At 72.7% G+C, this 13,958-nt stretch carries 14 protein-coding genes; 3 read left to right on the top strand and 11 right to left on the bottom strand.

Annotation, left to right across the window (positions count from 1 at the left end; genetic code table 11):
- Positions 1-109 precede the first annotated feature (109 nt).
- On the top strand, positions 110-1,765 hold the full coding sequence (locus QSK10_RS19295; protein WP_285664246.1) for an enoyl-CoA hydratase-related protein: 1,656 nt from the start codon (positions 110-112) through the stop codon (positions 1,763-1,765).
- A gap of 61 nt (positions 1,766-1,826) precedes the next feature.
- On the opposite strand, the gene QSK10_RS19300 is transcribed toward QSK10_RS19295, so the two are convergent.
- The 7 genes from QSK10_RS19300 to QSK10_RS19330 form a co-directional block, all read right to left on the bottom strand.
- On the bottom strand, positions 1,827-2,711 hold the full coding sequence (locus QSK10_RS19300) for a MerR family transcriptional regulator (protein ID WP_285664247.1): 885 nt from the start codon (positions 2,709-2,711) through the stop codon (positions 1,827-1,829).
- Between the two features lie 116 nt (positions 2,712-2,827).
- Positions 2,828-4,054, bottom strand: coding sequence for a cysteine--1-D-myo-inosityl 2-amino-2-deoxy-alpha-D-glucopyranoside ligase (mshC, locus tag QSK10_RS19305; protein ID WP_285664248.1), 1,227 nt, complete (start codon positions 4,052-4,054; stop codon positions 2,828-2,830).
- 62 nt (positions 4,055-4,116) lie between these two features.
- Positions 4,117-4,890 (bottom strand): SCO1664 family protein, encoded by a 774-nt coding sequence (locus QSK10_RS19310; protein WP_285664250.1) that lies wholly within the window; start codon positions 4,888-4,890, stop codon positions 4,117-4,119.
- Entirely contained in the window at positions 4,883-5,440 is a 558-nt protein-coding gene (locus QSK10_RS19315) for a DUF3090 domain-containing protein (protein WP_285664251.1), read from the bottom strand. The genes QSK10_RS19310 and QSK10_RS19315 overlap by 8 nt, the downstream gene beginning before the upstream one ends.
- Positions 5,441-5,472: 32 nt before the next feature.
- Positions 5,473-6,177 (bottom strand): histidine phosphatase family protein, encoded by a 705-nt coding sequence (locus QSK10_RS19320; RefSeq protein ID WP_285664252.1) that lies wholly within the window; start codon positions 6,175-6,177, stop codon positions 5,473-5,475.
- A 55-nt stretch (positions 6,178-6,232) separates the two neighbouring features.
- Positions 6,233-7,060 carry an undecaprenyl-diphosphate phosphatase gene (locus QSK10_RS19325; RefSeq protein ID WP_285664253.1) on the bottom strand — a complete coding sequence of 276 codons (828 nt, stop codon included), beginning with the start codon at positions 7,058-7,060 and terminating at the stop codon, positions 6,233-6,235.
- A 3-nt stretch (positions 7,061-7,063) separates the two neighbouring features.
- The gene (locus QSK10_RS19330; protein ID WP_285664254.1) at positions 7,064-8,116 is read right to left on the bottom strand and encodes an LLM class F420-dependent oxidoreductase; all 1,053 of its coding nucleotides are present in this window, start codon (positions 8,114-8,116) and stop codon (positions 7,064-7,066) included.
- A 131-nt stretch (positions 8,117-8,247) separates the two neighbouring features.
- On the opposite strand from QSK10_RS19330, the gene QSK10_RS19335 reads away from it, so the two are divergent.
- Positions 8,248-9,219 (top strand): aldo/keto reductase, encoded by a 972-nt coding sequence (locus QSK10_RS19335; protein ID WP_285664255.1) that lies wholly within the window; start codon positions 8,248-8,250, stop codon positions 9,217-9,219.
- A gap of 51 nt (positions 9,220-9,270) precedes the next feature.
- Positions 9,271-9,507 (top strand): DUF5703 family protein, encoded by a 237-nt coding sequence (locus QSK10_RS19340; RefSeq protein ID WP_285664256.1) that lies wholly within the window; start codon positions 9,271-9,273, stop codon positions 9,505-9,507.
- A 302-nt stretch (positions 9,508-9,809) separates the two neighbouring features.
- Here QSK10_RS19340 and QSK10_RS19345 read toward each other — a convergent pair whose 3' ends face one another.
- From QSK10_RS19345 to QSK10_RS19360, 4 genes are all read right to left on the bottom strand, one after another.
- Complete coding sequence (locus QSK10_RS19345) at positions 9,810-10,481, bottom strand: hypothetical protein (RefSeq protein ID WP_285664257.1); 672 nt, start codon at positions 10,479-10,481, stop codon at positions 9,810-9,812.
- Positions 10,482-10,551: 70 nt separating this feature from the next.
- Positions 10,552-11,883 (bottom strand): M20/M25/M40 family metallo-hydrolase, encoded by a 1,332-nt coding sequence (locus QSK10_RS19350; protein ID WP_285664258.1) that lies wholly within the window; start codon positions 11,881-11,883, stop codon positions 10,552-10,554.
- A gap of 23 nt (positions 11,884-11,906) precedes the next feature.
- Positions 11,907-12,755, bottom strand: a complete 849-nt coding sequence (locus QSK10_RS19355; protein ID WP_285664259.1) for a GDSL-type esterase/lipase family protein — start codon at positions 12,753-12,755, stop codon at positions 11,907-11,909.
- An 85-nt stretch (positions 12,756-12,840) separates the two neighbouring features.
- Complete coding sequence (locus QSK10_RS19360) at positions 12,841-13,926, bottom strand: Gfo/Idh/MocA family protein (protein ID WP_285664260.1); 1,086 nt, start codon at positions 13,924-13,926, stop codon at positions 12,841-12,843.
- Between the last annotated feature and the right edge of the window lie 32 nt (positions 13,927-13,958).

Below are 13,958 nucleotides of genomic sequence, written 5' to 3' on the forward strand. Positions count from 1 at the left end.
CAATTCCGGCACACACCCGGTCTGGTCCCTTTCATGGTCACTCGCTAGGCTCGCCCGGGTCCAACCCCCTCGGACCGGAGGCGCCCCCTCCTCGACCGAAAGGCGAGTCATGCGCATCCTGTTGCTGGTTTCGGCGTTCAACGGCCTCAGCCAACGCGTATGGACCTCCCTGTGCGCCTCCGGGCACGACGTCGGCATCGCCCTGGCGGACATGGGCGAGGACGCGATCGTGGAGACCGTGGAGGACGTCTCCCCCGACCTGATCGTGTGCCCGTTCCTCAAGCACCGGGTGCCGGAGAAGGTGTGGACGGGCTGGCCGACGATCATCGTCCACCCGGGGCCGGTCGGCGACCGCGGTCCGTCCTCGCTGGACCACGCGATCACCGAGGGCGAGGCGCTCTGGGGTGTGACGGCCCTCCAGGCGGTGGAGGAGATGGACGCGGGTCCGATCTGGGCGACGCGGACGTTCCCCCTGCCGCGCGGGGTGGCGAAGTCGGCCGTGTACAACGGGCCGGTCGCCGACGCGGCGCTGGAGTGCGTGGCCGAGGTCGTGGCCAAGGCCGCCGACCCGACCTTCCGGCCGCTGCCGCAGGAGGACGCGCCCCGGCCCGTCCCGCATGCGCGCACGCGTCCCTTGCTGAAGCGCGACGAGCGGATGTTCGACTGGTCCTGGGACGCCGGGTCGATCGCGGTGCGGGTGGCCGCCGCCGATTCGGCGCCGGGTGTGCGCACGGAGTTGCGCGGCATGGTCGTGCACGCCTACGACGCCCACGTGGGCGAGCTCCTGGAGCGTCCCGCGCGGCCCGGCACGGTCGTGGGGCGGTACGAGGAGGCGGTCGCGGTGGCCACCGGTGACGGGCGGGCGCTGTGGCTGGGCCGCCTGAAGCACCCGAGGGCCGAGGGCGGTGACGGCGTGAAGCAGTCGGCGCTGCGGGTCCTGGGCGACCTCGACGTCCCGGAGCTGGACGCGCCGGAGTCGCTGCGCGAGGTCCGCTACCGCCGGATCGGTCCGGTCGGCGTGCTGACCGTGCGCGCGCACAACGGCGCGATGGGCACCGCGCACTGCCGCCGGGTCCTGCGCGCCCTCGATCACGCCCTGGAGCAGGACACCTCGGTCCTGGTGTTCAAGGGGACCGACGAGTTCTTCTCCAACGGCATCGACCTCAACCGCGTGGAGGCGGCCGAGGATCCCGCCCAGGAGGCCTGGGACAACATCAACGCGATCAACGACGTGTGTTCGGCGCTGGTCTCCGACACCGGTCAGCTCACCATCGCCGCCTACACCGCCAGCGCGGGCGCCGGCGGGGCGATGCTGGGGCTGGCCGCCGATGTCGCGCTGGCGCGCGAGGGCGTCGTCCTCAACCCGTTCTACGACATCGGCCTGTTCGGTTCGGAGCTGCACACCTACACGCTGCCCCGGCGGGTCGGGGTGACGCTGGCCGGTCAGCTGCTCGACGACAAGCAGCCGGTGGACGCCGCCACCGCGCTGCGGCTGGGCCTGGTGGACGGCGTCGGCCCGCGTGATCCGGCCGCCTTCGACGAGTGGCTGATGGACCAGGCCGCGCTGTACGCCTCGCCGGAACACTGGCGCCAGACCTACGACGCGAAGCTGCGGTTCCTGCAGGGCTCGCGCCCGCCCGCTTACTACGCCGCCCGCGAGCTGGCGGAGATGGCGCAGGACATCTTCGACGACCGCTCCGGCTTCGCCGCCGCGCGCGAGTCCTTCGTCCGCAAGACGCCCCGCAAGGCCGCGCACGCGGCCTGAGACCGACCGGGCCACGGGCGGGTGCCCGTGGCCCGGCTTCGTCTCCTAACCGCGCGGATTTCTAACCGCGCAGAGCGGCGATGACCCACTCGAAGGCGGGGATGCGCGGTGGGAACGGCGGGCGGCCCGCCAGGATCCCCAGCAGCGCCCAGTACCGCTCGACCTTGGCGCTGGTGAACAGCGCCAGCTCGTCGGCGACCCGCACCCGGGCCGCGTCGTCGAGGTCGGCGGTCAGGATCCGGCCGGCGACCGCGCGTCCCTCCGGCGAGGCCGGGTCGACGCCCGCCGCCAGGGCCGCGCCGCCCTCGGCGAGGATCCTCTCGTTGTCCACCGGGAGCGGCTCGCGCTCGCCCATCGCGCCCGCCACGGCCATCTGCCGCGCGCGCATCCGGAAGTCCTCGTCGCCGATCAGCTCACCGAGCTCGATCCACGCGTCGACCTGCTCGGGCGTGGGTTCGTCCGGCAGGTCCGGCAGCCCTCGCATGCCCTCGGCGATGTGCCCGCCGTCGACGCCCTCGAAGGTCGCGGTGACGAAATCGTCGATCATGCGGCGGCGCTCTCCGGCCGTCAGTTTCGCCAGTTCGTGCATCACTCTCATCTCCTCGGCGCTGTTGCCACGTCGAGCGACCGACGCCAGCACCGCCCGCCGGGTCCGCAGCACGCGGATCTCGGCGTCCAGCGCTCGCACGTGCGCGGCGGCGACCTCCGGCAGGGTGTCCTGCGCGGCCAGCACCCGCCGGACCAGGGCCAGGTCGAGGCCCAGGTCCCGCAGCGTGCGGACCAGGTCGAGCCGCGCCACGGCGTCCTCGCCGTAGAGGCGGTACCCGCCCGCCGACCTCGCGGCGGGCGGGAGGATCCCCTCGTCGGACCAGAACCGCACCGTCCGCACGGGGACGCCGGCCCGGCGGGCCAGCTCACCGATGGTCAGTGGGCGCGTGTCGCTCATGAGTGAAAGGCTCCGGGTTCCAGCGGCTGGAGAGTCAAGCCCCATTCTCGCCGGTGTGAGCGGCCGCACACGAAAAGACGGCGGGCACACGTGCCCGCCGTCCGTGGAGAGGGGTGTTACCGCAGCCCGACGCCCAGGAGCGCGTCGACGGCTCCGGCGACCAGGTCCGGCGCGGAGGCGTCGGTGCCCTCGGCGGCGGCCCAGGCGTCCACGACGGCCAGCGCGCCGGGGGCGTCCAGGTCGTCGGCGAGGCGGGCGCGCAGCTCGGCCACCAGCGCCTCACCCGAGGGGCCCGACGGGCGGGCGGCGGCCGCGCGCCAGGTCGCCAGGCGCGCCTCGGCGGCCTCCAGGATCGCCGGAGTCCACTCCCGGTCCTCGCGGTAGTGGCCCGACAGCAGGCCCAGCCGGATCGCGGCCGGGTCGTGCCCGTCGGCGCGCAGGCGCGAGACGAACACCAGGTTGCCCTTGCTCTTGGACATCTTCGCGCCCTGCCAGCCGATCATGCCGCCGTGGACGTAGTGCCCGGCGAACGGGCGCTTGCCCGTGGCGACCTCGGCGTGCGCGGCGGAGAACTCGTGGTGCGGGAAGATCAGGTCGCTGCCCCCGCCCTGCACGTCGATGGTCTCGCCCAGGTAGGTCAGCGCGATCGCGGCGCACTCGATGTGCCAGCCGGGACGGCCCTCGCCCATCGCCGACGGCCAGTACGGCTCGCCCTCGCGGCGGCCCCGCCACAGCAGCGCGTCGAGCGGGTCGCGCTTGCCCTCGCGCTTCGGGTCCCCGCCGCGCTCGGCGAAGTACTCCAGCATCGTGGCCCGGTCGTAGTTCGACTCGTAGCCGAACTCCGCCGAGGCGGTCACCGGGAAGTAGACGTCGCCGGTGCCGTCCTCGACGGTGTAGCCCGCGCCCGCCTCGATCAGCCCGCCGATGAGCTCGGTGATCTCCGGCATCGACTCCACCGCGCCGATGTAATGCGCGGGCGGCAGGATGCGCAGGGCCTCCATGTCCTCCCGGAACAGGGCCGTCTCGCGCATGGCCAGGACGATCCAGTCCTCGCCGTCGCGCTCGGCGCGCTCCAGCAGCGGCTCGTCCACATCGGTGACGTTCTGGGCGTACACGACGTCGTGGCCGTTGTCGCGCCAGACCCGGTTGACCAGGTCGAAGATCAGCATCGTCGCCGCGTGGCCCAGGTGTGTGGCGTCGTACGGGGTGATGCCGCAGACGTACATGCGCGCGGTCTCACCAGGTAGCGACACCTTGACCGTCTCGGACGCCGTGTCGTAGAGCGCCAGCGGTACGGGTGTGCCGGGTACCCGGGGTAGGCGAGGTGACTGCCAAGATTCCATTCCCCGAGACTATCCAGAGCCGGAGTGAATCAGGCTCGCGTCGGCCCGGAGACGTAGATCATCTACACCGGTGGCCAGGGCAGCGCGGGCCGGTCGGCGGGCGGCGAGGGGTAGCGGCCGTCGGCGCGCAGCTTCTCGGCGCGGGCGCGCGTGGCGTCCAGCTCCTCGGCGGTCAGGAACTGCCCGTACGGCTCGGCGGGCGCGGCCAGGAACAGCTCCAGCGCGGCGGCCACCGCCGCGGGCAGCGGCTCCCCCGCCCAGCCCCACAGGACCGTGCGCAGCTTCGGCTCGGGGTGGAAGCACAGGCCGTGGTCCACGCCGTACACGCCGCCGGGGGTGCGCAGGATGTGCGCGCCCTTGCGGTCGGCGTTGTTCAGGACCACGTCGAGGGCGGCCATCATCGCCAGCTCGGCGGCGGCGGCGTGCGCGAGACGGTAGGGGTTGCCCTCCTCGTCGCGCGCGGCGGCGACCTCGTGCCAGCCGCCGGGGACCTCACCGGCGGGGACGAAGGCGACCAGCGGCTCGTCCTCCTCGTCCATCCACAGCTGGCACGCGCCGAGCCCGTGCGGGCCCTCGCGCATCACCGTGGGCGGGACCAGGTCCAGCCCGAACGCGCGCGCCACCCGGTAGGCGGCGACCTCACGCCCGGCGAGGGTGCCCGTGGGGAAGTCCCACAGGGGCCGCTCACCGGCGATCGGCTTGTACACGCAGCGCTCGCGGCGCCCGTCGAGCTCGACGAAGGCGCGCAGGGTCGCGTTGGACGCCTCAAGGAGACGCCCCTCGATCTCCAGCTCGCCCTCCAGCAGCAGGGCCTCGGAGGACGCCGGGTCAGACAACGGGGTCGTCCCCGTCCTCGCGGCGCCGGTATCCGTTGGAGCGCGGGCACAGGTGCCCGGCCACGTCGATGGGCCCACCGCACCACGGGCACGGGGGACGCCCGGCGGCCACGACGCTGCGGGCGCGCGTGGCGAAGGCGCGGGCCACGGCGGGCGCGATCTGGACGCGCATCCGGTCCAGCTTCTCGTCGTCGGGCTCGACGTCCTCGTCCTCGGGGACCTGGATCATCTCCACGACCACGAGCTCGCTCTCGGCGTCCCAGCCCAGGCCGATGGCCCCGACCCGGAACTCCTCCTCGATGGGGGTGTCGAGGGGGCCGTGGTCGACGGGCGCGCTGCCCTCGACCTCGGCGCCGAAGCGGCGCGCGGCCTCACCGAGGAGCTCGTCGATGCGGTCGGCGAGCAGGCGCACCTGGCCCTTCTCCAGCGCGACGCTGACGACTCTGCCGCCGCCGCGCGCCTGGAGGAAGAAGGTGCGCTCACCGGGTTCTCCCACCGTTCCGGCCACGAAGCGCTCGGGCGGCAGGAATTCGTACAGCTGGCCCGTCATGGGTTAGAGCCTATCGGTCGCGGGTATGTGGATCACCGGCCGCCGCCGACGATCCCGGCGGTGCCGCCGGGCTCCTCCGGCTGGGGGTCGTCGACGCTGTGGCGGGCGGCGACCAGATCGGACAGATCGCTGCCGGTGTCGTTGAGGCGCAGCAGGTACGGGCGTTCGGGGGTGTACCGGATGGCGGTGATCGAGGCGGTACCGGCGGAGATGCGCTGGAACAGGTCGAAGTGGAGCCCGAGGGCGTCGGCGACGACGGCCTTGACGATGTCGCCGTGGGTGCAGGCGAGCCACAGGGCGTCCGGGCCGTGCTCGGCGAGGACGCGGGCGTCGCGTTCACGGATCGCCCGGACCGCGCGGGCGGCGGTGTCGGCGGCGGAGTCGCCGCCCGGGAACGTGGCCGCCGACGGGTGCGTCTGGACGGTCCGCCACAGCGGCTCAGCGGCCAGTTCGCTGAGTTTGCGGCCCTCCCAGTCGCCGTAGCGGTACTCGGCGAGCGCGGGTTCGATCTCCACGGTGAGGTCCCGGTCGCCCAGGGCGGTGCCGATGGTCTCGCGGCAGCGGTCGAGGGGGCTGGTCACGGCCGCGGCGAGGGGCAGGCCCGCGAGCCGCTTGGCGGCGTCGGCGACCTGCGCCATCCCGGTGTCGTCGAGGTTGACGCCGGGCATGTGCCCGGCGAGTATCCCGGCGGTGTTGGCGGTGGTCCGTCCGTGGCGCAGCAGCAGGACTGTCGGCATGACACCGAATGTACGTCGCCCTTGATCGTTGCGAGGGGACGCGGGTGGCCCGGGCTCAGGTCGCCTGCAGCACACCCGTCCCGAGCAGCACCATGATCAGCACGCCCAGTCCGATGCGGTACCAGACGAAGGCCTTGATGCTGTGGCCGGAGACGAATTTGAGCAGCCACGCCACCGACGCGTAGGCCACGCCGAAGCTGACCACGGTGCCGACCAGGATCGGGACGACGCCGATGTCGCCTTCGAAGGCGTCCTTGAGCTCGTAGAGCCCGGCGGCGGTCAGGGCGGGGATGCCCAGGAAGAACGACAGGCGGGTGGCGGTGACGCGGTCGAGGTCGCGCAGGAGGCCCATGGAGATCGTCGCGCCGGAGCGGGAGACGCCCGGGATCAGCGAGAAGCACTGGGCCAGCCCGATGATCAGGGTGTCCTTCCAGGTCAGGTCGCGTTCCCGGCGCTGCATGGTGGCCGCGTGCTCGGCGAACCACATCACGAAGCTCCACAGGATCAGCGCGGCGGCCACGACCCAGAGGCTGCGCAGGGGTCCCTTGATGATGGGTTTGCCGAGGAAGCCGACGATGCCCACCGGGATCGAGCCGATGATGATGTACCAGGCGAAGCGGTAGTCGAAGTTCTGCCGCTCCTCCTTGTTGAACACGCCCTTGAAGAAGGCCACGCTGATGCGCGAGATGTCCTTCCAGAAGTAGACGAACACCGCCGCGATCGCCCCGATCTGGATCACCACGGTGTAGGCGGTGACGGCCGGGTCGTTGACCTTGAGCCCGATGAGCTCCTCGACGATCGTCAGGTGCCCGGTCGATGAGACCGGGAGGAACTCGGTCAGGCCCTCGACGATGCCGAGGATGATGGCCTGCCAGATCTCCACGCGCTACTCCCCCACTCCGGCCTTGGCGGCGGCCTCGGCGACCACTCGCAGTGTGTTCGCCCGCTCCTCGGGGGTCGCGGCGAACGGCGTCACCGACAACGTCGTCACGCCCGCCTCGGCGTAGGCGGCGAGGCGGTCGGCGATGCGGTCCGGCGGCCCGATGAGCGAGACGCGGTCGATGAACTCGTGCGGGACGGCGGCCATCGCCTCCCGGTGCTTCTTCTCCAGGTACATGTCCTGGACCTTGTCGGCGGCCTCTTCGAAGCCCATCCGCACGGCCAGGTTGTGGTAGAAGTTCTGCTTGCGGCTGCCCATGCCGCCCAGGTACAGGGCGGTGTAGGCGCGGACGGGGTCGGCGGCGGCGGCCACGTCGTCGGAGACCACGACGGGCACGGTCGGGACGACGTCGAAGCCCGACAGGTCGCGCCCGGCCTTCTCGGCGCCGGCCTTGACGTGTGCGAGCTGCTCGGCGGCGAACTCCGGGGCGAAGAACACCGCGAGCCAGCCGTCGGCGATCTCCCCGGCCAGTTCGAGGTTCTTCGGGCCGATGACCGCGAGATAAAGGGGAATGTCGGCGCGGCGCGGCTTCATGGCCAGCTGCAGGGCCTTCCCGGGGCCGTCGGGCAGGGGCAGCGTGATGTGCTCGCCGGAGAAGGCGACGCGCTCGCGGTTGAGGGCGGCGCGCACGACCTGGACGTACTCGCGGGTGCGGCCCAGCGGCTTGGCGAACGGGACGCCGTACCAGCCCTCCGAGACCTGCGGCCCCGACACGCCCAGCCCGAGCCGGAACCGGCCGCCGGACAGCGCGTCCAGCGAGGCGGCCGTCATCGCGGTCATCGTCGCCTGCCGCGCCGGGATCTGCATGACGCCGGAGCCGACGTCGATGCGGGAAGTCTGCGCCGCCAGCCAGGTCAGCATCGTCACCGAGTCGGATCCGTAGGCTTCGGCGGCCCACACGACGGAGTAGCCGAGCTCCTCGGCGTGCCGGGTGAGCGCGAGATGAGCGGCCGGTTCGGCGGCGCTCCCCCAGTAACCGAGACTGAGCCCGAGACGCACGTCAACCCCTCCCGATCGCAGACGTTCCATCTGATTCGCCCGGTGGACGATCGCATCAGCCTAGCCCGACGCCTCCGCCGTCCGGCGGGGCGTGCGGCGCGGCTCGACGCTTCCCGGTACCGTCCCTGGTCATGGAGCAGAGACCGCTGGGACGCAGTGGGCTGGAGGTGTCCCGGCTCGCGCTCGGGACGATGGCGTGGGGCGTCGACACCGACGCCGACGACGCCGCCGCGCAGCTCAAGGCCTTCGTGGACGCCGGCGGAACGCTCGTCGACACCGCCGACGTCTACGCCGACGGCGAGGCCGAGCAGATCCTCGGCGGGCTCCTCGGCACCGTGCTCCCCCGCGCCGACGTGATGATCGCCACGAAGGCGGGCGTCCGCACCGGCGCCGACCGGCGCCGCGACACCTCCCGCGCGCATCTCCTGCGGTCCCTCGACGAGTCCCTGGCGCGGCTCGGCACCGACCACGTCGACCTGTGGCAGCTCCACCTCTACGACCCCGACACGCCCCTGGAGGAGACGCTCTCGGCGCTCGACTACGCGGTGTCGTCCGGGCGCGCCCGCTACGTCGGCGTCTCCAACTTCTCCGGCTGGCAGACGGCGCGCGCCACCACCTGGCAGCAGGCGTGGCCGGGACGCGCGCCGATCACCGCGACCCAGGTCGAGTACTCCCTCGTCCAGCGCGGTGTGGAACGCGAGGTCATCCCCGCGTGCACGTCGCTGGGGCTGGGCATGCTGGTGTGGTCGCCGCTGGGCCGGGGCGTCCTGACCGGCAAGTACCGCTTCGGGCGGCCCTCCGACTCCCGCGCCGCCTCGGTGCACTTCGCGCGTTTCGTCGGCGCCTACCTCGACGACCGCTGCGCCGGGATCGTGGAGGCCGTCGCCACCGCCGCCGATGGCCTGGGCGTGTCGCCCCTGGAAGTCGCCATCGCCTGGGTCCGCGACCGTCCCGGGGTGTCCTCGGCGATCCTGGGCGCCCGCACCGTCGGGCAGCTCATGGGCGCGATGGCCGCCGAGAAGGTCGTCCTGCCCGCCGAGATCCGCCTCGCGCTCGACGACGTGTCCGCGCCGCAGATCGGCTACCCCGAACGCCAGGCGTAGACACCGCGCGGAGGCGTGGCGTTCACCGGCGAACGGGTGCATTATGTCGGAATGGACGAGATGGATGCGGGCGCCGACGAGTCTTCCACCGACGCCTACGAGTACGTTCCCCTGCGCATCGGCGGGGAGGTCGACCCCCTGACCGCCCAGGCCAGGCTCTCCGTGGCCGCCGAGTACGGCGGCTGGGAACTGGCCCGGGTCGCGCGCTACCCCGGTGGAGAACGGAAGGTCACGCTGCGACGGCGGCGGACCCGGACGGGGATCGGGTTGCCGGGACTGTCGTACTGACCGACCCGGGTCCCGGGGTCCTGGGGACGGAGTGCCGTGGGAGCCCGCCGACGGGGCGGGGCTCGCAGGCGCTTCGCCCTGCACCCGACCAGGGCGTCGCCCTGGACCCCGGTGCTGAGGACGCTCTTCGCGGGCCGGTGGTCACCGAGACTCCCCGGCACACGGATACGTCGTGGCCGGCCGGGCCGGATGCGCCGCTCCCGTGAGCATCCACCACGACCACCCGGCCACGACACTTCTCTCCCCGGTGGTGCCGGAGGGGTCTCGGCACACGGCCGTTCTCACGGCCGTCTCCGTGCCCGCTACTCCCCCTCGTCCTCTTCCTCTTCGTCCTCATCGTCGTAGTCGTAGTTGGAGCGCTCGTCCAGGCGCCCCACCACGGGCTGCTCGCCGCCCATCACGAACGCCGCGTCCTCACCGCCGTTGCCCACCGCGTCCAGGTCGATCGAGGCGGCGATCTCGTTGACCACGACCAGCCCGTCGAGGGGGGTGAGCTCCTCGATCTCCAGGGCCGAGAGGGTCCCGCCACCGGCGTGCAGCAGCTCCAGGACCGCGTCGCCGATCCCGGTGAGCGGCGAACCGTCGTCCTCGGGATCGGGGACGGCCTCGCGCGCGGCCTCGGCGATGCGCATCAGCGCCGCCTGGCTGGGCACGAGGTAGTCGCGCCGCTGCCGCACCGAGATGATCACCGGCTGCCCGTCGGGTTCGGCGAGGTCGTCGCCGCCCGCCCAGGGGCCCTCGCCGTCACCGCCGGGGAGGGGACGCGGGTCCCACGGGGTCGCCTCGCCGTAGACCTCGTCGATGAGCCGGTCGTAGGCGACGCTGGCCTCGTTCAGGGCGACGTAGGCGGCCCACACCTCGGCGTCACCGCGCGTTTCGGCGGCGATGACGTCGAGGTGCCTGCGGGTCGCCACGATGACCGCCTCCAGTGCGGCGGCCACCTCCGGGACGCGGGAAGCGGTGTCGTGGGGCATGAGCTCGCTCTTTCTTCCGATGCGGTCACGGGTGCTTGCTGCGAGGGGGCTCAGCCGCGGGGTCTTCGGGTCAGCTGCCGGACAGGAACCGGTCCAGCACGCGGACGCCGAACTGGAGGCCGTCGACGGGCACGCGCTCGTCGATGCCGTGGAACAGGGCGGAGAAGTCCAGGTCGGCCGGGAGCTTCAGGGGCGCGAAACCGAAGCAGCGGATGCCGAGCCGGTTGAGGGCCTTGGCGTCGGTGCCGCCCGACAGCATGTACGGGACGGGACGCGCGCCCGGGTCCTCGGCGCGCAGCGCGGCGGCCATCGCGTCCACGAGGGCACCGTCGAAGCTCGTCTCCAGGGCCGGCTGCCGGTGGATGTAGTCGACCTGCACGTCCGGGCCGACAATGGCGCGCAGCTGCCGCTCGAACTCCTCGCTGCGCCCGGGGAGCGTGCGGCAGTCGATGACGGCCTGCGCCTTGCCGGGAATCACGTTGTCCTTGTACCCGGCGTCCAGGCGCGTCGGGTTGGCCGTGTCGCGGATGGTGGCGCCGATGAGGCGGGCGATCGGGCCGAGCTTGGCGATGGTCGCCTCGGGGTTCTCCAGGTCCAGCTCGACGTCCAGGATCGCCGAGACCTCCTCCAGGAACGCCCGCACGGTCGGGGTGATCACGACCGGGAAACGCGTGCGGCCGATGCGCGCGACGGCCTCGGCGAGCTGCGTCACCGCGTTGTCGTCGTGGATCATCGAGCCGTGCCCGGGACGGCCCGAGACGGTCAGCCGCAGCCAGTCCAGGCCCTTCTCGGCGGTCTCGATCAGGTAGAGCCGCAGGTCGTTGTTCACCGAGACGGAGAAACCGCCGACCTCGCCGATCGCCTCGGTGACGCCGTCCAGCAGGTGCGCGTACTCGTCGACGACGAAGTGCGCGCCATAAGCCGAACCGGCCTCCTCGTCGGCGAAGAACACCAGGACCAGGTCGCGCGGCGGGACGCGGCCTTCGCGCTTCCACTGGCGCACGACGGCGAGGGTCATCGCGTCGAAGTCCTTCATGTCCACCGCGCCCCGGCCCCACAGGTAGCCGTCCTTGAGCTCGCCGGAGAAGGGGTGCACCGACCACTCGGAGGCGTCGGCGGGCACCACGTCGAGGTGCCCGTGGATCAGCAGCGCGCCCCGGGACGGGTCGGCGCCCTCGTAGCGGCAGATGACGCTGGCGCGGCCGCGCGCGCTCTCCACGATGACCGGCTCCAAGCCGACCTCGGCGAGCTTCTCCGCGACGTACTCGGCGGCGACCCGCTCACCGGCGCTGGTGTCGTTGTCGCCGGTGTTGGTCGTGTCGATCCGCAGCAGGTCGCGGCAGATCTCGACGACCTCGTCCTCGGCGGACGGGTGAGGGGGGAGGGATGCGGCTGCGCTCATCCCCCCTTCTTACCAGCAACCGATCACGTTGACGGCGACGGCTCGGTCCCGAAGGCCGCCGCGAAGGTGACCTCGGCGATGCGGGCCTGGCCCTCCACATTCGGGTGGAAGAAGTCCCACGCGGAGATGTCGTCGGCGGTGAGCTGGGTGCCGAAGACGGCGTTGCCGTCGTAGGAGCAGTTCGGGCCGTAGGCGGCGCACAGCTCCGAGGCCGCGGTGTTGTAGTCGACCACCCGCTGGCGCACGTTCGCGCGGCGCTGCTCGGCGGCGGCGTCGGTGGACAGCGGGTCGGCCAGCAGCGACTGGCAGATCCCGGCCAGCTCCCACGTGTTGCGGGCGTCGGGATTGTCCTTCCCGGCCTCCCAGACCCGGTAGACGTCGGGGATGGAGGCGATGAACACGCGCGCGTCGGGCAGGCCCTCCTTGATCGCGTCGAGGGCGGCGGAGACGTTGGTGCGGTACTGGATGGCGCTGGTCATGCCCGCCTCGGTGTCGGCGCAGGCGTCGTTGGCTCCGATGAGGACGGTCACGTAGTCGACGCGCTGTTCGACGGCGTCGAAGGCCTGCGCGACGAGGTCGGCGGAGTTCGCGCCCGTCTCGGCGTTGTTGTGGCGGTTGCCCTCCAGCCCGGGATTGAGGGTGGTCAGGCGGTGGTAGTGCCCGTTGACCCGGTCGCTGTCGCCGGTGCTCCAGGAGCGGGCGGTGCAGTCGAAGAACCAGCCGCACGCGTTGAAGCCGCGCGTGATGGAGTCGCCGAGGGCGGCCATCGAGGACGGGTAGGCGGGCGCGGGGTCCTCGGCCCGCGCGGGTGCGGCCGCGCCGACCGCGAGGACGGCGGCGAGCGCGGCGGCGGGAGCGATGCGTCCGAGCATGTCGACCTCCTGAAACAGCCTCGTGTGAACCCGGCTGCCAAGGAGGTTAACGACATTCCGGTCATATCGTGCCGGTTTCGGCCGCTCATCCTCCGATCAGGCCGGGCACCGGCGGTGGAAGGGCGCAGCCGCCGGCCACGGGCAGTGTCCGTCCGGCCGCGGCGGCCTCGTCGGCGGTGAGCATGACGTCCAGGACGTGCGCGCCCAGTTCCAGGGAGGCGATGTGCGGGCGTCCCTGGGCCAGTGCCGTCGCCAGGTCGTGGACGCCGATGCCGCGCCGGGATCCCAGGTAGCCGCCGGTGTGCGGCAGTTCGGTCCACTCGCGTTCGCCCCGGCGGCGCAGCGAGGGGTGCCCGTCGTGCCGGTTGGGGTCGGGGGCGGTGAGGGAGCCGTCGGTGCCGTGGACCTCCAGGTGCGGCAGGTGGTGCCCGGGCACGTCGAAGGAGGTGACGATGGTGGCGACGGCGCCGGAGGCCATGCCGAGGGTGAGGCTGTAGTGGGTGGCGACTTCGACGGGGACGGTCCGCCCGGCCTTGGGCCCGGACTCGATGACGCGCTGGTCGCGGCCCCTGGCGGTGACGGCGGTGACGGTGGCGACCGGGCCGAGGATGGCGACCAGGGCGGTCAGGGAGTAGACGCCGATGTCGTGCAGGGGCCCGGCGCCCTTGGCGTAGAAGAACTCCGGGTCGGGGTGCCACAGTTCGGGACCGGCGGTGGCGAAGAACGCGGTGGCCGCGACGGGACGCCCGATCAGCCCGTCGGCGACGGCCCGGGCGGTGGTCTGGAGCCCGGCGCCCAGGATCGTGTCGGGCGCGCAGCCCACCCGCACCCCGGCGGCCGCGGCCTCGGCGGTGATGGCGGCGGCGTCCTCGCGGGTCAGGGAGAGGGGCTTCTCGCTCCACACGTGCTTCCCGGCGGCGATGGCCTCGCGCGTGACGTCGGCGTGGGCGCTCGGGACGGTCAGGTTGACCACGGCGTCCACGTCCGGGTCGGCGAGGAGGGCGTCGGCGCCGAGGGCGCGCAGGCCGTGCCCGGCGGCGGTGGCGGCGGCGCGCGCGGGGTCGAGGTCGGCGCAGGCGACGGGGGTGACGCCGGGGAGGCCGGTGAGGGTGGCGAGGTACTGGCCGGAGATGTTCCCGCAGCCGATGATGCCGAGGCGGAGATCGGTCATGTGGGCACATGGTGGCCGAAGGCGGCGCCGGA

The organism is Actinorhabdospora filicis (genome assembly GCF_030269765.1).
Lineage (GTDB): Bacteria > Actinomycetota > Actinomycetes > Mycobacteriales > Micromonosporaceae > Actinorhabdospora > Actinorhabdospora filicis.